Source organism: Magnetococcales bacterium (assembly GCA_015231925.1).
Lineage (GTDB): Bacteria > Pseudomonadota > Magnetococcia > Magnetococcales > JADGAQ01 > JADGAQ01.
In genome coordinates this window covers 1-19,851 of the sequence record JADGAQ010000070.1, presented here as the reverse complement: position 1 = coordinate 19,851, position 19,851 = coordinate 1, and the positions used below count along the sequence as shown (strand labels likewise).

At 57.6% G+C, this 19,851-nt stretch carries 13 protein-coding genes; 10 read left to right on the top strand and 3 right to left on the bottom strand.

All coding sequences use genetic code 11. From position 1 onward, the window contains the following. From HQL56_09495 to HQL56_09485, 3 genes are all read right to left on the bottom strand, one after another. Positions 1–375, bottom strand: a 375-nt coding sequence (locus tag HQL56_09495) for a hypothetical protein (protein ID MBF0309749.1), incomplete at its 3' end; no start/stop codon positions are given. A 532-nt stretch (positions 376–907) separates the two neighbouring features. Further along, entirely contained in the window at positions 908–1,381 is a 474-nt protein-coding gene (locus HQL56_09490; protein MBF0309748.1) for a hypothetical protein, read from the bottom strand. Between the two features lie 703 nt (positions 1,382–2,084). After that, positions 2,085–4,070, bottom strand: a complete 1,986-nt coding sequence (locus tag HQL56_09485; protein ID MBF0309747.1) for a response regulator — start codon at positions 4,068–4,070, stop codon at positions 2,085–2,087. 200 nt (positions 4,071–4,270) lie between these two features. On the opposite strand from HQL56_09485, the gene HQL56_09480 reads away from it, so the two are divergent. The 10 genes from HQL56_09480 to HQL56_09435 all read left to right on the top strand — a co-directional run. Continuing rightward, on the top strand, positions 4,271–5,323 hold the full coding sequence (locus HQL56_09480) for an ABC transporter ATP-binding protein (protein MBF0309746.1): 1,053 nt from the start codon (positions 4,271–4,273) through the stop codon (positions 5,321–5,323). 483 nt (positions 5,324–5,806) lie between these two features. Continuing rightward, positions 5,807–6,808 carry an extracellular solute-binding protein gene (locus HQL56_09475; GenBank protein ID MBF0309745.1) on the top strand — a complete coding sequence of 334 codons (1,002 nt, stop codon included), beginning with the start codon at positions 5,807–5,809 and terminating at the stop codon, positions 6,806–6,808. A 464-nt stretch (positions 6,809–7,272) separates the two neighbouring features. Further along, a complete protein-coding gene (locus HQL56_09470; GenBank protein MBF0309744.1) occupies positions 7,273–8,886 on the top strand; it encodes an iron ABC transporter permease in 1,614 nt (537 codons plus the stop codon). Positions 8,887–9,304: 418 nt separating this feature from the next. Next, a complete protein-coding gene (locus tag HQL56_09465) occupies positions 9,305–10,309 on the top strand; it encodes a hypothetical protein (GenBank protein MBF0309743.1) in 1,005 nt (334 codons plus the stop codon). Between the two features lie 58 nt (positions 10,310–10,367). Beyond that, a complete protein-coding gene (locus tag HQL56_09460; protein MBF0309742.1) occupies positions 10,368–12,686 on the top strand; it encodes a sel1 repeat family protein in 2,319 nt (772 codons plus the stop codon). Between the two features lie 97 nt (positions 12,687–12,783). Continuing rightward, positions 12,784–15,102, top strand: coding sequence for a sel1 repeat family protein (locus HQL56_09455; GenBank protein MBF0309741.1), 2,319 nt, complete (start codon positions 12,784–12,786; stop codon positions 15,100–15,102). A 563-nt stretch (positions 15,103–15,665) separates the two neighbouring features. Then, positions 15,666–16,379: a DUF47 family protein gene (locus HQL56_09450; protein ID MBF0309740.1), complete on the top strand. Its 714-nt coding sequence runs from the start codon at positions 15,666–15,668 to the stop codon at positions 16,377–16,379. Positions 16,380–16,565: 186 nt separating this feature from the next. Beyond that, positions 16,566–16,805 carry a hypothetical protein gene (locus HQL56_09445; GenBank protein MBF0309739.1) on the top strand — a complete coding sequence of 80 codons (240 nt, stop codon included), beginning with the start codon at positions 16,566–16,568 and terminating at the stop codon, positions 16,803–16,805. A gap of 222 nt (positions 16,806–17,027) precedes the next feature. Next, positions 17,028–18,836 (top strand): hypothetical protein, encoded by a 1,809-nt coding sequence (locus HQL56_09440; GenBank protein ID MBF0309738.1) that lies wholly within the window; start codon positions 17,028–17,030, stop codon positions 18,834–18,836. A 518-nt stretch (positions 18,837–19,354) separates the two neighbouring features. After that, positions 19,355–19,851 (top strand): hypothetical protein (locus HQL56_09435; protein MBF0309737.1); only part of this gene is annotated, 497 nt, incomplete at its 3' end.

Below are 19,851 nucleotides of genomic sequence, written 5' to 3'. Positions count from 1 at the left end.
CCGGATTGCAACGCGGCCAGGGACCAAAAGATGGTGAATGTCAACACGCCCTAGGCCCGGCAGGTTGTTCTCCATGTCGTTGGCCCATTTCTCCTGCGGAATCCCGCCCGGCAGATCCCAGATGCCCAGCCCGTGTTTGCGGGCATGTTCGTGGGAGTCGAAGGTGGCCTGCACCTCCGGGGCGGGGTTCAGGTCGTCCCAGCCTTTCTCCCGACGGATTTCCGCCGCGCGTTTTTCGACCCACAGAACCTGGTTGTCCTCCCGCTGCTGCCGCAGGCGCCACTCCGGAATGGCAGGTTGTGCGTCCGGACCATTTTGCCCCTCTTCCGGCAGGGATGGGAAGGGTTGAGGGCGTTTTGTAGCTCCGTAAGACATTTTATCCTCCTGATACCTTTGTAAGGTGCAAGACGACCCGATTGCCGTCCATCAGGCTATTATAGGATAATCAAAAAGATTTGATAACGCGCGAAAGTTCACAAAACGGCAAAATTAAGCGGAAAACGACCACTTTTTGAAAATTTTTTTGGCATCCGTCAGAAACTTCACTTGACAAAGGCATTGGATTTGATTAAAGGCGGCGTTTTTATTCCTTTAAATATTTTATCTTTTAAGTATCAAAAAAAGAAAATGTTCTATCCTTTGACGTTCTGTTTGTATTTTTAAATATTTTAATTTAAATTATTTTATTAATTAAATACATAAAAAAAAATAAAAAGTCAAAACATTTTCTTTTTTTGATTTTTAAAAGATAAAATATTAAAAGTCAAAAGATTAAAGGCACGTTCCGGGGACTGCCCCGGACCCGTCGAGATAATCCCCACCGTATGACTTTCTTTTCCCCCTTTTCGCAAAAAAAAAGGGGGGGCGATTTCTCGCCCCCCCCTCCTGACTTCACACAACCCGAAAACTACCGCTTGGCTTCGCCGGCAGCCGGTCCCTGAGGAGCCATGCCCGGATTCCAGCCACCCGGTCCACCCGGACCGAAACCAGCCGGACCATAACCACCACCCGGACCACCCCAACCACCCGGTCCACCATAGCCCGGACCACCATACCCCGGCCCGCCATAGCCCGGACCACCATACCCCGGACCACCCCAACCACCGCCCGGATAGCCATATCCCGGACCGCCCCAGCCATTGTTCCAACCATTGTTCCAGCCGTTGTCGCCATACCCGTTGCCGGCACCATTGCCGGAACCACTCATATTGAAACCAAAATTGCCACTGCCGGAGCCATTGCCGTTGCCATTGCCCCATCCATTACCATTATTGCCATTGTTACCCCAACCCCAGAAGGCTTGCGCCGGGGAAGCGGTAAAGGCAACCAAAGGAAGCACGAAAACGGCAGACAAGGCCAACAACTTGATTTTGTTCATCATGGATTCGGTTCTTTCACAGTAGAATTGTTTTCTTCAGCAGTTGAAGAAAAACGGAAATTGACCCGATACCGTACCCCATGGCCGGCACCGGATTTGAAAACCCGGACGCCCCGAAACCACGTTCGGAAATCCGGTAAAAAACGCATACGAACAAGAAGGAGATGTCGGGACGGCATGCGAAACAACCGCCGCTGCATAGCCGAAGTGAACGCGCGACAAGAAGTGCAAAAGGACGGGTTGCCCGGGCCTGGTGCGGAAAATACCCCGGCAGAATGGACGAAGATCACCCCTCTACAACAAGCCGCATCGAACCCCCCTTGCCCCCCGGTGCCCCGACCCGCTGCCGGCGTTGGGCGAAACAGAGGCACCCCAAGAGGACGCCCGACGACTCATAATGAGGCAAATCGGAGCTATAGTCAAATTTATTATTCACATTCAAATTACTTGATATAATATGAGACCGGGAAAGTTGGCAATGCGAGGCTTTTCTGTTCCAACGGGGCCGGGGGGATTATCCCCCCGCCAGGGTTCGAGGCCGCGCCCCGAGGTGTGGACCGGCCTTTGGCCGGCGCCCTGGCCACCGGGGATCGGGCCTGCTCGAAATCTGCATTGGGCGAACATCCCCGGCTGAGTATTCCCGGCACGTTCAAGGATGGGGAGGATGAGTCCCTCCCCGGACCCCTGTATTACTGAAAGGATTCCCTCACCCCTCCCGCCCCCTTCGGGCATGGTGGCGAATGGCCTCCAACAGCCGCGCCTTTTTGACCGGCTTGGGCAAATGAGCATCACACCCCGCCGCCAGACACTCCGCGACATGCTCCGAGGTCACATAGGCACTCAAGGCCAGAATGGGCAGTCGCGTCCCCCCCCTCTCCCGCTCCTTCAGCCGTTGCAGCCGGGTGGCCCGGAAACCATCCATCACCGGCATCTGCAAATCCATCAGCACCAGATCGAAATGCTGCGCCTCCATGCACTGCAACGCCTCCACCCCATTCTCCGCGAAATGAACCTCCACCGGCTCGTTTTTCAAAAAAGCCTGCATCAACAATCGGTTGTCTTCGGAATCATCCACCACCAGCACCCGACAGATACCGCTGTCATCCGATTCACTCCTCCCCGGCTCCAACATCACGGAGGTACTCGACCACTTTTCAACAATCATTGGGAGAATGACCCGGAACAAAGTACCCCGCCCCGGAACACTCTCCACCCGAATCTCCCCACCCATACAATCCACCAGCCGCTTGCAAATGGCCAACCCCAAACCCGTGCCGCCAAAGCGACGGGTGATGGACGAATCCGCCTGCACGAAGCTTTCGAATACCGTGGCCAAACTCGACGCCTCGATGCCGATGCCCGTATCCTCCACCTCGAAGACGAGTGACAACGTCTCCCCCTCCGACAAAACCCCCACCGGTTCGGCAGCATGAACCCCCACACTTACATAGCCCGATTCGGTGAACTTGATGGCGTTGCTCAACAGATTCAACAAGATCTGCCGCAAGCGGATGGGATCCCCCCGCACGAACTCCGGCACCTCTCCAGAGACCGAACGCTTCAACTCCAACCCCTTGACCCCGGCACGCTCCTCCAGAATCGCGCAGGCCACATCCAACTCATCCTCCAGCCGGAAGGTAATGGCCTCCAAGGTAAACCGACCCGCTTCGAGCCGGGAGAAGTCCAGGACATCGTTGATCACGCTCAACAGGTTCTCCCCGGCGGATCGACACACCTGCACGAAGCGGCGCTGCTCCGCGTTCAACGGACTCTCCCACAACAGATCCGTCATGCCGAGAATGGCATTCATCGGCGTGCGGATCTCGTGACTCATGCGCGCCAGGAAATCGCTTTTGGCCCGGTTGGCCGCCTCGGCATCCTCCTTGGCCTGCCGCAAGGCCTCCTCCGCCCGCTTGCGCTCGGAGACATCATTGAATACCGCCACCACCTCCCCGTTCGGCAGTCGGTAGACGTAATTCTCCCGCCAACCCGTCAGCCGCCGGTCGCGATAGACGCCCAACGGGGCCTGCTCGGGCCGCCCGCTGCGCCACACCCGCCGGAATACCTCGAACAACCCCAGCTCCCGCACCCCCGGAAAAACCTCCGTCACGCGCCGACCGATCACCTCCTCCCAGGAAGTGTCATCGATACACTGCGCCGCCGGGTTGTAATCGATGAAGACAAAATCATCCCCCTCGTCCACCGCCCGGTAGACCGCCACCCCGCTGCCGATGCCGTTGAACAACTGCCGGAAACGCTCCTCGCTGTCCCGCAACTCCGCTTCGGCCCGACGACGCTGCCGACGCGATTCGTAATCCCGTATCTCCCGCTGCAAGGCCAGCGGCAGGCGGGTGAGATTGTTCTTGGAAAAGAAGTCCCGCGCTCCCAGGCGCAACAGCTCCAAAGACTCCTGCTCCGGAACACTCCCCGAAATCACCACCACCGGCACATCCCCGGCCAACTCCACCACAACTTCCAATACCCGCCGGGGGCGAAGGGCCTGCAGCGCCACCTCACACAGCACCGCATCCCAACGCTTCTCCCGAAGTTGCGCCACCAGAACCTCTTCCCGGTCCACCCGGTACCAACGAACCGTCACCCCGTGCTGAGAAACCACCAGCGCCAGGTGCTGCGCATCCTCGGAACAGTCGTCGACTATCAACAGATCAATGGCTTGGTTCATGTGCAGCAAGTTACGCTTTCCGGGTTGCAAACCCGATCGGAAAACAGACACAGCCTCCCCCGATAAACAGTATAATCGAACATATCGATAAAATCTTGACAATTCCGGATACCCTTTGCCATTCGGGACAAACCCCTTGCTCTCCGTGGCCTCTTACATGTATACTGAATCATTCTCAGTTACACTCCAGCAACAGTGCCTGCGAGGCCATGGCCAATCTTCTCGAACTCAACCGCATCCGCTGTCGCCTGGGCGCCCAGGCGGTTATCCAGGAGATCACCCTGCACATCCATCCCGGCGAGCTGGCCAGCCTGCTCGGACCCAGCGGCTGCGGCAAAACCACGCTGCTGCGCGCCATCGCCGGTTTCATCCCCCTGGAATCGGGCGAAATCCGACTGGATGGTCAGGTCATCTCCCGACCGGGTTTCACCCTGCCCCCGGAAGAGCGTCAGATTGGGCTGGTCTTCCAGGATTACGCCCTCTTCCCCCACCTCGACGTGGCCGCCAACATCGCCTACGGCCTGCGCAAGCTGCCCCGCGCACAACAGCGCCAGCGGGTCGACGAACTCCTGGAGCTGGTGGGACTGGGCGGATTGCATCGCCGCCATCCCCACGAACTCTCCGGCGGACAACAACAACGCATCGCCCTGGCCCGCGCCCTGGCCCCCCGACCCCGCCTGCTGCTGCTCGACGAACCCTTCTCCAACCTGGACGTGGATCTGCGGGAACGGCTGCGGCGCGAAGTGCGCGATATCCTTCTCAGCCAGGGCCAAACCGGCATCCTGGTGACCCATGATCAGCAGGAGGCCTTCTCCTGGGGACAACGCGCCGGCGTGCTGCATCAGGGCGAACTGCAACAGTGGGGCGACTGCTTCGACCTCTACCACCAGCCCAGCAACCGCTTCGTCGCCGACTTCATCGGCGAAGGCGTCATTCTGCCCGGCACTCTGCTCGCCCCCTCCCTGGTGCAAACCAGCTTCTGCACCCTCGACGGCGATTGCGCCTACCCCTTCGGCCCCAACGCCCCGGTCGAAATCCTCATCCGCCCCGACGATGTCATCCCCGACCCCGCATCCCCCCTCACGGGACGGGTGCTGCTCAAGGAGTTTCGCGGTTCCGAAATCCTCTACCTGCTGCAACTCCCCGGAAACACCCGGCTCATGGCCCTCTTCCCCTCCCGCATCGACCTGCCGGTCGGCGCGGAACCCCACCTCTGCATCAGTCCGGCCCATCTCGTTCTCTTCCCCAGAGAAACGCCTTGATAAGGCAATGGGTTGCAAAACGCCAAACACCAAGCTGGAATATATTTTTAGTTTTTTCTTTCAATACTTAATCTTTTAAGTATCAAAAAAAGAAAATGTTCTATCCTTTGACTTTTCAGTTGTCTTTTATTGTATCTGTTCAGATATACGGGGGTTCGGGGGGATTATCCCCCCGACGGGTCCAGGGCAGCGCCCTGGGACTTTTGCTGTTGACGTCCGACCCCATGGGGTCCAGGGGGCACCCCTGGGACTTTTCCTTTCGCCGTTGATACAATCACGCCGCTGTGCAGAGGCCACTGAAAAGTCAAAAGACAGAACATTTCCTTTTTTTGATATTTAAAGGATAACATATTGAAAGGAAAAGGATATATCCCGGCTTGGCTGCGGGGGTTCGGCGACTCCCTCAAAGCCTTGACAATTTATCACGAATGATTATCATTACATGAAAATGAACTTTTTGACAGTCCTACAGGAGCGATAACGATGCGCAGGGGAAAACGGGTCTTGCTGGCGGGATTGGTTCTGAGCATGATGCCCACGCTGGCGATGGCGGAGGAGGTGGTGATCTATTCGGCCCGCAAGGACCATTTGATCAAGCCGCTGCTGGATGCCTACAAGGCCCGGACGGGCGTCGAAGGGCGTTTCCTCTCGGACGATGCCGCCCCGCTGACGGCACGGCTCAAGGCGGAAGGAGCCAATACCCCGGCGGATCTGCTGCTGACGGTGGATGTGGGCAACTTGTGGAACGCCGCACAGGAGGGGGTGTTGCAGGAGGTGCAATCGGAGGTATTGGACAAGAACGTTCCGGCCCATCTGCGGGATCCCGGACATCGTTGGTTCGGGGTGACGGTACGGGCCCGGACTCTGGTATATCATACCGAACGGGTCAAGCCGGAACAGCTTTCCACCTACGAGAATCTGGCGGATGCGGCGTGGAAGGGCAAACTCTGCCTGCGCTCCTCGAAAAAGGTTTACAACCAGTCGCTGGTGGCCATGTTGATCGCCCGGCTGGGTTTGGAGAAGACGGAAGCGGTGGTCAAGGGCTGGGTGGCCAATCTGGCGGACGCCCCCTTCGCCAACGACACCAAGGTGATGGAGGCCATTCTGGCGGGGCAGTGTGACGTGGGTATCGTCAACACCTACTATTTCGGCGAGTTGCAGGAGAAGCGCCCCGACATGCCGTTGGCCCTCTACTGGCCCAATCAGAAGGAGAGCGGGGTTCACATCAACGTTTCGGGGGCGGGGGTGACGGCTCATGCCAGGAATCGCGCCGGAGCGGTGAAGCTTCTGGAGTGGTTCACCACGGAGGAGGCGCAACGGCTGTTCGCCGATTTGAACAAGGAGTATCCGGTGAATGCCGCCGTGGCGGCGAGTCCGTCGGTAAGCGCCTGGGGAAGGTTCAAAGCGGATGAGATGCCGCTGGTCAAGGCGGGCGAGCATCAGGCGGACGCGGTGATGTTGATGGATCGGGTGGGCTATAAATAAGCGGAAAATACGGGGGTCCGGGGGGAGGTTAACCCCCCCGGAAGGGTTCGGGGCGGAGCCCCGAGGTGTTGACGTGGCCGTAGCGGTCCGCAGCATCAAGGGAAGCGCACCAACTCACCACCCGTACAAACCGGATTAACCGCTGCGGACTGCGGGGGGGGGCAAGGGGGGGCCTCATCCCCCCATCCGTTGACGTGCGCCGTTGACGGAAAGAATTGTGCCGCAGGAGACCCCGGCTTTTCGTCGGGTGTGGCGTTCAAGGATGGGGGGATGAGGCCCCCCTTGCCCCCCCGCGGTCCGCCGCGATAAATCCGTTGGGTGCGGTTGGCAGCTCCGGGGATTTCATTGGCGGCGGCGGACCGCTTACGGACACGTCAACGGATAAAACCTCGGGGCTTCGCCCCGAACCCCACCGGGGGGGATAATCCCCCCCGGACCCCCGTATAACTGAAAAGCGATTGCTCATGAGACGATCCCCCCCTTTCCCCGAACTCACCATCTGGCACACCCTGGCGGCCCTGCTGGCCCTCTCCTCCGCCATCCCCCTGCTGGTGGTCGCCTCCTCCTGGCTGGTCACCGAACAAGCGGTCTGGCGTCACCTGTCCCAAACCGTACTCTCCACCCTGCTGGGCAACACCCTGATCCTGGCCGGAGGCGTCGGCCTCGGCGTCGTGCTTCTGGGCACCGCCCTGGCCGGCCTGACCAGCCTCTGCCAGTTTCCCGGCCGTCGCTTCTTCGACTGGGCCCTGATGCTGCCCCTGGCCATCCCCACCTACGTGCTGGCCTTCACCACCCTGGGCTTCCTCGATCTGGGATCCCCCCTGCAAAGCTGGCTGCGAAGCCATTTCGGTCCCAAACTGCCCTGGTTCCCCAACGTGCGTTCGGCGGGAATGGTGGTGCTGGTCCTGGTGCTGGTCCTCTACCCCTATGTCTACATGCTGGCCCGCAGCGCCTTCCGCCAACAGGGACAACGCCTGCTGGAGGCGTCGCGCATTCTGGGACGCGGCCCCTGGGGAGCCTTCTTTCAAGCGGCGCTACCCATGGCCCGACCCGCCATCGCCGTCGGAGCCGCGCTGGCCATCATGGAAAGCCTGGCCGACTTCGGCGCGGTGGCGGTCTTCGGCTTCGACACCTTCACCACCGCCATCTACAAGTCCTGGTTCGGTCTGTTCAATCTCAACGCCGCCGCGCAACTGGCCTCCCTGCTGCTGCTTTTCGCCGCCCTGCTGCTGACCCTGGAGCGCCGCATGCGGGGCAAGGGACGCTACCACGGCCCGGACCAGGGTGGCCGGACCCGACCCATCCGCCTGCAGGGAACACGAGCCTGGGCAGCCTCCGCCTTTTGCGGGCTGGTCTTTCTGCTGGCCTTTCTGCTGCCCATGGGTCAGTTGCTGCTCTGGGCCGGGCGGCGGTTGACACTGGATCTGGACCTCCGTTACGGGCAACTGCTGCTGCACACCCTGCTGCTGGGGGGAATTGCCGCCCTGGTCACCACGGCGGCGGCTCTGATCCTGGGTTTCGCCAACCGGCGACCCGTTCCGGGCGGCGACGCCGCCGTGCGCCTGGCCACCCTGGGCTATGCCCTGCCCGGTTCGGTGCTGGCCGTGGGGGTCATGCTCTCCTTCACCTGGATCGACCGGCAGTTGAGCGGGTGGGTGCCGGGCTTGGTGTTGACCGGCAGCGTATTGGGTTTGCTGCTGGCCTACGGCGTGCGATTTCTGGCGGTGGCCCACGGACCGGTGGAAAGCGGACTGGCCCGCATCCGGCCCAGCCTGGAAGAGGCGGCGCGCACCTTGGGGGCCAGACCGAACGCCTTGTTGAAGGATCTGTATCTGCCGATGTTGTCCCCGAGTCTGCTGACCGCCCTGCCGCTGGTGCTGGTGGAGGTGATGAAGGAGATGCCGGCCACCTTGTTGTTGCGCCCCTTCGGCTGGGACACCCTGGCGGTACGCATTTTCGAAATGACCTCCGAGGGGGAATGGGAACGGGCCGCCCTGCCGGCGGTGACGCTGGTGTTGGCGGGCCTGGGGCCGGTGATCCTGCTGGTCAGACGCCCGGACAGCGCCAAAGTCTGCTGAACCGCCTTTCAATATTTTATCCTTTAAGTATCAAAAAAAGGAAATGTTCTGTCTTTTGACTTTGATTAATTTGTTTTTTTTTAAATTATATTACTTAAATAATTAATTCTTATTAAACAGAATAAATAAAGTCAAAGGACAGAACATTTTCTTTTTTTGATACTTAAAGGATAAAATATTGAAAGTCGAAACATCCATTCCTCACCACCCGCCAAAGCCTTTCACCAAATCAAACGCCCTTGTCAAGTGAAGTTTCTGTCGGATGCCAAAAATATTTTTCGAAAAGTGGCTATTTTTTGCTTGTTTTTGCCGTTTTGTGAACTTTCGCGCGTTATCATGTCCTTTTATTTTTCCTATAATAGCCTGATCGACGGCAATCGGGTCGTCTTGCACCTTGCAGAAGTATCAGGAGGATAATATGTCTTACAGTGCGACAAAACGCCCTCAACCCTTCCCATCCCTGCCGGAAGAGAGGCAAAATGGTCTGCAGGCACAACCTGCCATTCCGGAGTGGCGTAAACAACAGCAGCGGGAGGACAACCAGAATCTGTGGGTCGAAAACCGCGCGGCGGAAATCCGCCGGGAGACGGGCTGGGACACCACGAACCCCGCCCCGGAGGTTCAGGCCACCTTCGACTCCCAGGAACATGCCCGCAAGCACGGACCGGACATTTGGGATCTGCCGGGCGGGATTCCACAGCCGAAGTGGGCCAACGACGCGGAGAAGACCCTGCCGGACATGGTCGGCAACAAACCCTCCTCCCGCCAACCCGCCATCCCGAAGTGGGATTTCGGCGCCTCGAACGACGCCGACGATTTGTGGGAGAGCCCCGAACTGCAACTCGGCCTGAACCGCCTCGCCCTGCAGGATATCAGTCGGCAACACCCGGACTGGGATCTCTCCACTCTGGAACCGATGGCCCGTGGCGGCGCCCTCGCCGGCATCGGCAGTATGCTGAAGGGGATGACGGGACAAACACCAGCGAACGGCTTCCCCAACATGATGATGGCGGCGGCGGAGACGACGCAAAGCGATGGGGGAAGTGGTTTCGAAGATATAATGCGGTGGTTGAAAGAAGCTGGTGCTTGGCTTGCCGATAAAGGCATCGGTAAGGTTATCGACATGATACAATACCCCCCATTAAAGTATGGATTAAAGGGTGTTAAGTTCATTGCCGATCATGGAGAAGAGATAGGCAAGAAGCTTCCCAGTGGAAACGGGGAAAATAGCAGGAAGGCCGCAATCGATGGCTGCGGGGGGCAAACAAACCAGGAGAAATGCATGGCTGAAGCCACTAATAAATATTCAACAGAACAAGAAAAGAAAGAGAAGGAGGCTCGAAGCATCCAGCTAAAAAATATGGGAATAAAACCACCGGAAGATTCGACTCAACAAAAACCGGAAGATCAGAAGCCGAACTAACCTCAACCCAGGGCGATACGTCACCCGGCGTATCGCCCTCTTCTGCCGGGAAACCAACATGAAACGATATCTCTATTTGCTCTTTGCACTCTTGATGGGCGCAGCAAGTCCGGAACAGGAGTTGTACAGGGCGTATCAGCTTAGCGAGGGCACCCCGGAAGAACGCGCCCAGGCTCTGCAGATCTACGAAACCCTGGCCCGACAGGGTAATGCCGAAGCCCAGACCGAATATGGCACAAAATTTTATTTTGGAGATGGCACAACTATAAATTATAATCAAAGCTTTTACTGGTTTCAAAAAGCTGCAGAACAGGGTTATGGTCGGGCTATGTATTATTTAGGTCGATCTTATCATCATGGCTATGGCCCCCAAAAAAACGAATCGCTCTATCTGCACTGGCTGCGCAAAGGAGCGGAAGCGGGTCATAGCTCCTCCCAGGAATTACTCGCTGAAGAGCTTATAGAGGGAAAACTCCTGCCGGCTAACAATAAAGAGGCCTTATCCTGGCTGAAAAAGGCTGCGGCATCAGGAGTCGAACGTATGCGGCGCCTGTACGCCTACCACCTCCTTGTCGGTGATCTGGGAGAACAGAATATCCCCTGGGCCGTGACGGAACTGGAAGCCTTGATGGCCTCGGGTTCCGATAATGCCCGGATAATTCTGGCGCAAAGGGCGTTGCTCGGCTTGCACGGCAGCCCGAAGGATCCGCAACGGGCCATCGAGTTGGCCATGCCTCTGGCGGAAAAGGAAGATCCCGAGGCCTGCGCAATTGTGGGAGATGCTTACACCGATCTTCCCACAGGCCAGGAGACGGCCAACTATCAAAAGGCCAAATACTGGCTCACCCGGCCCGGCGAGAAGATGACGGATGAGGCCCGCGCCCTCATGCTGGAAAACGCCCTCCTCTTCAACCTGGACAACCCGGAGGAGGGAGTGAAACAGATTCGCCACTGGTTCCGGCAAATGACGGATCGGAACCGGGCCGACGCGATTCTGTTTGGTATGGTCAAACAGTGGTTCCTCTCCCAACACCCCTTTCTGATACCGAACGCCTCCACACTGCTGAACGATCTGATGGTCGACCATTACCCCCAGGGCGAGTTATTGCGGTCGGAGCTGGGGATATACGGCTTTGGGTCGTACACCCCCTGGCAGATAGCCGGCGGCTATCTTCACGCCGCGCCGCACATCGCCGAGGCGCGGGAAAGCGCCCGACTGCTCGTAAAAGGCGACTGGGACCGCATCTTCGCTCTGTTGCCCATTGAGCCGTGGCAGCGGAAAATCACAAAGCAGGAGAGCGCCGAACCCCTTCTGCCCGACGCGGAGACGTTACAAAAAGAGGCCGAAAAGGGCGATACCCTGGCCATGTGGCAACTGGCTCTGAGCGGCATCGATGCGGATGGCAAGCCGGGGGAATCGGCCCGTTCCTGGATGAAGCGCGCCGCCGAAGGGGGCTTCGTGGCGGCGCAAATCCTTCTCGCCTGGGAGAATGACCGAAGCAAACCACGGGATGAGGCGGCTGCCCACTCCTGGTGGGAAAAGGTGGCCAACTCCGGTTCCGAATACGGGCGCTATCATCTGGCGCTTCATTTGGTATTCGTCCACAACTCGAATAAAGAGCTTGATGCCAAAGCGGAATCGTTGCTGCAAGAGTTGGTCAATAAAGATCGGCATTTGGCACGGGTGGCCACAACCATTCGCATCTTATTCGGGACACAGGACGAATCGGGCCTGAAGCAACTAGAGCCTCTGCTGGAACCCCTGGCGGCAGCGGGTTCTCTTTACGCCGGGCATACCCTGGTGAAGTTCCTGCTGACGGAAGCTCCCCTGACAGCGGCGCATCTGGCAAAGGCTCGCAACCTGTTGACGGAGATGGCGAAACGGGATGTTCCGGTGAATCCGATTCTACAGGCCATCGCGGCGGATTTGACCCCGGAGGGCACACCGCTGGCGGAGGAAGCCGGGGAAGAGGTTGTTCGGTGGCTCCTGGAATACCTCCCCGATTTGCCGTTGGGTGAAATCCTCGGGGAGTTGGGTACTTCTTTTCTGTCACCGAAGCGCTATGCTTTGCACCGTCTGGGTCTGGTCTGGCAAAAGCGGGCGGCGCGACTGGGCAACGCTGCGGCCATGAAGCGGTTGGGGCATCTGCATCTGTTGGGATATATCGTGGACATCGACACGGAGGCGGCTCGACAGTGGTATGAAAAGGCTGCCGCCACGGGAGACGACGAGGCGGCGCAACTGGCCGCCCTGCTGGCCCGGAAGGCCGTCGATCCGGCACGCGACCGGGTGCCGCCGGAGGCGTGTTGGTACACCCGCGAACCGGACAAATACTGGTTTGACCTGGACATGGCGAAGATGCTCAACACGCCTTGAAGGCTTCCGCCGGAATACGGGGAACAGACGCCGAACTAACCCCAATCCAGGGCGATACGTCACCCGGCGTATCGCCCTTTTCTACCGGGAAACCACCATGAAGCGATGCCTTTATTTGGTCTTTGCCCTCCTGCTGGGCGCGGCGGAGCCGGAACAGGAGTTGAACAGGGCGAATCAGCTTAACGAGGGCACCCCGGAAGAACGCGCCCAAGCGCGTCAGATCTACGAAACCCTGGCCCGACAGGGTAATGCCGAAGCCCAGACCTATTATGGTATAAAATTATATTATGGAGAAGATATAAAGGAAGACATCCAGGAAGGCCTTCTCTGGTTTCACAAAGCAGCAGAGCAGGGCAATGGGCGGGCCATGTTCTTTATCAGTCGCGCCTATTATCGAGGCCGTGGAACCGCCCAGGACAACTCGCTTTACCTGCACTGGCTGCGCAAAGGTGCGGAAGCGAATAATAATACCTCGCAGGAATTCCTTGCCAAGGAGTTGATGGAGGGAAAACTCCTGCCTGCCGACAATAAAGAAGCCCTCTTCTGGTGGAAAAAGGCTGCTGCTTCAGGAGTCGATCGTCTGCGACGTTTGTACGCCTACCACCTCCTTGTCGGTGATCTGGGCGAACAGGATATCCCTTGGGCCGTGTCGGAACTGGAAGCCTTGATGGCATCGGGTTCCGACGAGGCCCGATGGATGTTGGCGGAAAGGGCGTTGCAAGGCTTGTACGACAGTCCCAAGGATCCGGAACGGGCTATCGAATTGGCCATGCCCCTTGCCGAAAAAGGGAAGTCCTCTGCCAGCCGTATCGTAGGGGAAGCCTACCTCAATCTTCCCTCAGGCCAGGAGACGGCCAACTATCAAAAGGCCAAATACTGGCTCACCCGGCCCGGCGAGAAGATGACGGATGAGGCCCGCGCCCTCATGCTGGAAAACGCCCTCCTCTTCAACCTGGACAACCCGGAGGAGGGAGTGAAACAGATTCGCCACTGGTTCCGGCAAATGACGGATCGGAACCGGGCCGACGCGATTCTGTTTGGTATGGTCAAACAGTGGTTCCTCTCCCAACACCCCTTTCTGATACCGAACGCCTCCACACTGCTGAACGATCTGATGGTCGACCATTACCCCCAGGGCGAGTTATTGCGGTCGGAGCTGGGGATATACGGCTTTGGGTCGTACACCCCCTGGCAGATAGCCGGCGGCTATCTTCACGCCGCGCCGCACATCGCCGAGGCGCGGGAAAGCGCCCGACTGCTCGTAAAAGGCGACTGGGACCGCATCTTCGCTCTGTTGCCCATTGAGCCGTGGCAGCGGAAAATCACAAAGCAGGAGAGCGCCGAACCCCTTCTGCCCGACGCGGAGACGTTACAAAAAGAGGCCGAAAAGGGCGATACCCTGGCCATGTGGCAACTGGCTCTGAGCGGCATCGATGCGGATGGCAAGCCGGGGGAATCGGCCCGTTCCTGGATGAAGCGCGCCGCCGAAGGGGGCTTCGTGGCGGCGCAAATCCTTCTCGCCTGGGAGAATGACCGAAGCAAACCACGGGATGAGGCGGCTGCCCACTCCTGGTGGGAAAAGGTGGCCAACTCCGGTTCCGAATACGGGCGCTATCATCTGGCGCTTCATTTGGTATTCGTCCACAACTCGAATAAAGAGCTTGATGCCAAAGCGGAATCGTTGCTGCAAGAGTTGGTCAATAAAGATCGGCATTTGGCACGGGTGGCCACAACCATTCGCATCTTATTCGGGACACAGGACGAATCGGGCCTGAAGCAACTAGAGCCTCTGCTGGAACCCCTGGCGGCAGCGGGTTCTCTTTACGCCGGGCATACCCTGGTGAAGTTCCTGCTGACGGAAGCTCCCCTGACAGCGGCGCATCTGGCAAAGGCTCGCAACCTGTTGACGGAGATGGCGAAACGGGATGTTCCGGTGAATCCGATTCTACAGGCCATCGCGGCGGATTTGACCCCGGAGGGCACACCGCTGGCGGAGGAAGCCGGGGAAGAGGTTGTTCGGTGGCTCCTGGAATACCTCCCCGATTTGCCGTTGGGTGAAATCCTCGGGGAGTTGGGTACTTCTTTTCTGTCACCGAAGCGCTATGCTTTGCACCGTCTGGGTCTGGTCTGGCAAAAGCGGGCGGCGCGACTGGGCAACGCTGCGGCCATGAAGCGGTTGGGGCATCTGCATCTGTTGGGATATATCGTGGACATCGACACGGAGGCGGCTCGACAGTGGTATGAAAAGGCTGCCGCCACGGGAGACGACGAGGCGGCGCAACTGGCCGCCCTGCTGGCCCGGAAGGCCGTCGATCCGGCACGCGACCGGGTGCCGCCGGAGGCGTGTTGGTACACCCGCGAACCGGACAAATACTGGTTTGACCTGGACCTGGCGAAGATGCTCAACACGCCTTGAAGGCTTCCGCCGGAATACGGGGGTTCGGGGGGGATTATCCCCCCCGACGGGTCCAGGGCAGCGCCCTGGGACTCTTCCTTTTTTTTGACGTTCAATCCCATGGGGTCCAGGGGGCACCCCTGGGACTTTTCCTTTCGCCGTTGACTTCGTCATATCGCGCTACGCGGGATCCTGAAAGGTTACAGAAATATTACGCATTCCAAAGTGGACGTGGTATAGTAAATATTTTGCAGGCAAACCGAAAGTCCCATTATATAATATTTATTTTTATTTTTAAAATATTAAATATTGAAAGGAACAAAAGCCTCACCCTGAACCAAATCCAACAAGACGATGGTCTCCCTTCCCCGCACATCGCGCCCCGACGAAAACGTTGCCGAATTATTAAATATTGCGCCAATGTTACCGAAATTTAATGAAATTGTAATAATGTTCCGTTAGAGTCACTTTTCAGGGGCTCCTCGGGAGGTGGCTGGTCGCTGGCAACGGCGAGGCGGTTTCCCCCTTGGCCCATGGAATTGTTCTTCAATGGATCATCTACTTTTGAGGCGGGGGGAGTTTCCATGAGCGAGGCTGAAGTCAGCGAATCCATGATGTCCAAGTTCAAGAGCGCCATTTTCCCTGGCATTCCTGATTTTTACGCCCTTCTTGTGGAGCAGTGTGAACTGCAGGTGGAGACCACGGCCCATCTGGTGGCGTACATGAAGAACCAGTCCCCCGAGGAGGAGGAGATCATCGCCGCTTTGGAAAAGAAGGGGGATGTGCTGAAGAATCGCAATCTGACGCTGTTGGGCAGCACCTTCTCCACCAGTCTGGACCGGGAAGACATCCGTCGCGCGGCCTTGAGCATCGACATGGTGACCAATTACTGCAAAACCACCATTCGGGAGATGCAGGTTCTGGGCGTCAAGCCGGACGATCACATGGTGGACATGGTTCAGGCCCTGCACGAAGGCGCCATGTTGCTGCGGGACGGATATCGTCATCTGCGACCGGGCGACCCCAACCAGGAGGCGTCGGTGGTGGAGGCGCAACAGGTGATGAAAACCGAGCGCAGCATCGAAAAGCTCTATCGCCGTGCCCTGTCCACCCTGTTCACGGCCAAAGAGGCCTTCCAGGCCTTCGCCGACAAGGCTGCCGACGCCAACATCCAGGGCATCAGCCGCATCTTCGAGATCTTCAAACGTCGCGAAATCTACCGCCACCTGTCCAATGCCGGCGATCAACTGGCCAACGCCGGTTTCGTGCTGCGTGACATCGCGGTGCAGACGCTCTAAACGCACAACCTGAAGCAAACCGAGGGGGTTCTTTCGCCCCCTCGGTCACGCATCCCCTGCCAAACCCCGTTCGTTCCGGAAGGGCCAACCTGAGCGTGTATCCTCCTTGGTCGTTCCCCCCCCCTTACTGGCATACGGGTTGCTGACTTGAGGGGTAGGCTTCTCCTACTCCCCAGGACCACTCCCTTGAACACATCCAAACGTCCCAGCACATCATCCCCCGACGTGGCGGTTAATACCCCGGAACCGGGTACAACCCAACCGGAATCCCGATACAATCTCTGGATCGTTCCACCCGAGGCATGGACCCCTCTGGAAAGCATTCCCACATCCACTCCAACAGTCTGGACGCAGCCCTCCCAGAAGTTGCAGGACAACTGGCGCCGCACCCTGTCAGCTCTCGGTTACAGCAAGGAAGAGTCCTGACGCCGAACCGGTCCGGAAACCCCACCCGTCACTCTTCCGTGTGCCAATATTTTGCTCCCACCAACTTTTGACGCAGGGTGGCCCCCAGTTTGCGTTATCGGTTCCCATAGGTTACGCCGGTTTCAATCCGTTCAGCCATGGGAGACCCATATCTTGACTCCGATAGCCCCTTGGGATAGCATTCCCCACCAATTTAAAATAAACAAACCGGACCATTGGACGATGTCAACTTCCGAACCTCCAACGACAAGGCCAGATTATTTCAGCGACCGCCGCGACATGGAGGCCTGTCACAAGCCCGCCGAACTGGAGTTCAGAGCTTTTCCTGAAGAAGATCCTCTGGTCCTACTTAGGCCACGAACCCGTGAGCTCGAATATATTCAGTGTTACCTAAAAAAGCTTAATGTAACGTCTTTGCTGGTGGAACCCAATTATGTAGACTGGGAATTTCTCAGCCAGCATGCTGCCTATTACTCCTCCAGCATGCTCGGTATCACCAATCTATGTCGGCGCCTTCACTTCTTTTCTGGCGAACCCCTCACCCGGGAAATGCTCACTCAGGCATTGTCGGGCGACAAGAATGCGCAAAAACGTCTGCAGGATCGTTACCAGGGGTTCATGGTCCTGAGACCAATCCCGAACGCCCCACTGGGGCGCACCGTGCTGCGCTGGACGGATGACAAATCTTCCAGGAACACCCCTCGGATAACCGCCTGTTCGCGCCCCTACAAGGTCCATATCGCGGGCCTTCCCCTGACGGTGGTCGGCCTGAGCTGGCAGCAACAGGACCAGGCCACCGGAGCCTGCGCCACCATCGCCCTATGGATCGCCCAGCAGGCCTCCCCATACCGGCATTTCAGCTCCACCACCCCCGAAATCACCCAGGATGCCCATCGCTTTTACGCCTCGGGAAACCGCACCTTTCCTTCCAACAGATTAACCCAGGCCAATATCGTGGAGGCCATCCGTGCCATTCGAGGACTGGATGCCTGCGTCATCGAGGGCGACATTGGGTATCCAAATAACCGGTTCAGTCAATACAGGTTTTGTTGTTATGCCTCCATGTTCCTCGCCGGGGGGTTTCCCGTCCTCCTTTACGGCGAATTTCCGGGAAACAAACTGGACCATGTCAACCTCCTGATAGGGTATCGTTCCGTTGTCCCCTCTCATTTTGATAGCGACGCACACCCCCCCAACCTTCAGGAGGCCCAACTGAAGACCGTCTTCATCCATGATGACGGCATCGGACCCAATATCAGCTTCGCGATAAACAACAAAAAGGATAATGGGCATTCCAACAAACGGTACGTCACGTTGAGCTATCTCGGTGTCGGAGACGTATCCCACGATATAACCACCGGGCAAGAAGCCTGCCCGGAGACCTCGGCGTGGGCTTCCCAACTGGGAGAGTTCATTCCAACCGCTATGATCGTGATGGTTCCGAAAGGCTTGCGTTCCGACCCCTTCGCCCTGTTGAACCGAAGCGTGGTCTGTTACATGGCCCTGACGATTTGGAATGAAAAGGACTATAATAAACGCCATGCGACTAACATCTGCTTGGACTTTTCCTTCAGTTTGAACATCGTCTCGGTTGTCGACTACTTTCAGGAAAAGCTTGAAAACGTTTTAGGCTCCAATGCGGAACTTCTGGCCAAAACCCGCCTCGCCCTCCTGGAGAAGGTTCCTCCCATGAGCCGCTATCTGGCCGTGGCGCGATTCAGCGTGCGCACCCCCGAGGACGAGAACCACGGGCCGTTTCTGGATATCCTTCACGACACCACCGAATCCGCGCTGACTCATCCGGTCATTGCCATCATCCAGTATCAGGAAGAGGCTGAACAGGCTGTCGATTCCATTGCACAGAATGCAGAAGTATTTATGAATGACATTAAGGAGCTATTAATTAATTGCGCAACTAGCCCTCTTCCACCCTTTGCAGGGAAGGAATTCATTTTGTCGCCAAGAACGGTTCGGATTTCAGCCATTCTTAAAACCCGGTCCCGGAATAGTCCGGCAGCCACCGATGAGTGAATCCCGTCACCCAAATCGGCAAACCTCCCCTCCATCCTGCTCTCCGTGGGTGATTTTTTTTACGGAAATTTCCGGTTGTTGCTCAGGGAACGCTTGCGATGGGGCGCATAATGGGCAATAATCACAGCATAGATTGGTATAACTGCGACCAGTTCGGGTGACGTGTCGGTCTTTCGAGGGAATGAACCATGAAATCCAATAGTTCAGATCGTATAGCCGCTAACTCCGCACAAACCCAGCGGGGAAAGAGTTCCGCGTCAAGCAAGGGTGCGGGGCAGGGCACGGCTATGGCGGTAATTTCTCCGAAGCTCACTTCCTCGCAGCCTCTGGACGCTGATGTCCCCGGAATCCCGTGCTATTCCCGTGAACAATTGAGAAAGGCCATCAAGGAGGTCTTCTAGTTACGGAAATTACGGGCGAATGGCGACGCCTCCGGCCCCCACTTTAAAGGGGGGGGAGACAGGCGAAGGCCAACGAAACAGCGGTTGGGGTTCCCGCTGATCCCTGGAGATGGAGCCATGCCCAAACCCTTGCCGAGGGAAATATTGCTTCCCTGGACAAACTTCGCCATGGAAATGGTTGAGTCGGTCTATCCAAAAACCATCGGCAGGCCCGATGGCAAGCCGTTGCAGCTCAGCTCCAGACGATTCACCTCTTCACTGACACGATCCCACGCCTCCCTGGAAAACCTCCACCGGTACACACCCCTTCTCGCGTTCAAGCATATCAACCGGAATGTTCGCTTTGCGGCCATCATGAGTTCCGACCTTTTCGCCTCCCGCCCAGTTAAACGTTCCGGCCCCGATCATCTGGACCTTGTCAATAAATATGCAGCCAGCTTGGCAATCGATCTCGGCTGGGCTCTAACTTACACAAAGGTCGTTTGTGGACGCGAAATGGCCCCAACCATCATGCTTAACGGAATAAAGCGTCTGACTATGCACCCTCTATATAATGAAATAGGGCCTCCTCAAAAAACTGCCGCCTCAATTCTGGCCCTGCCTTGTGGTAGCCG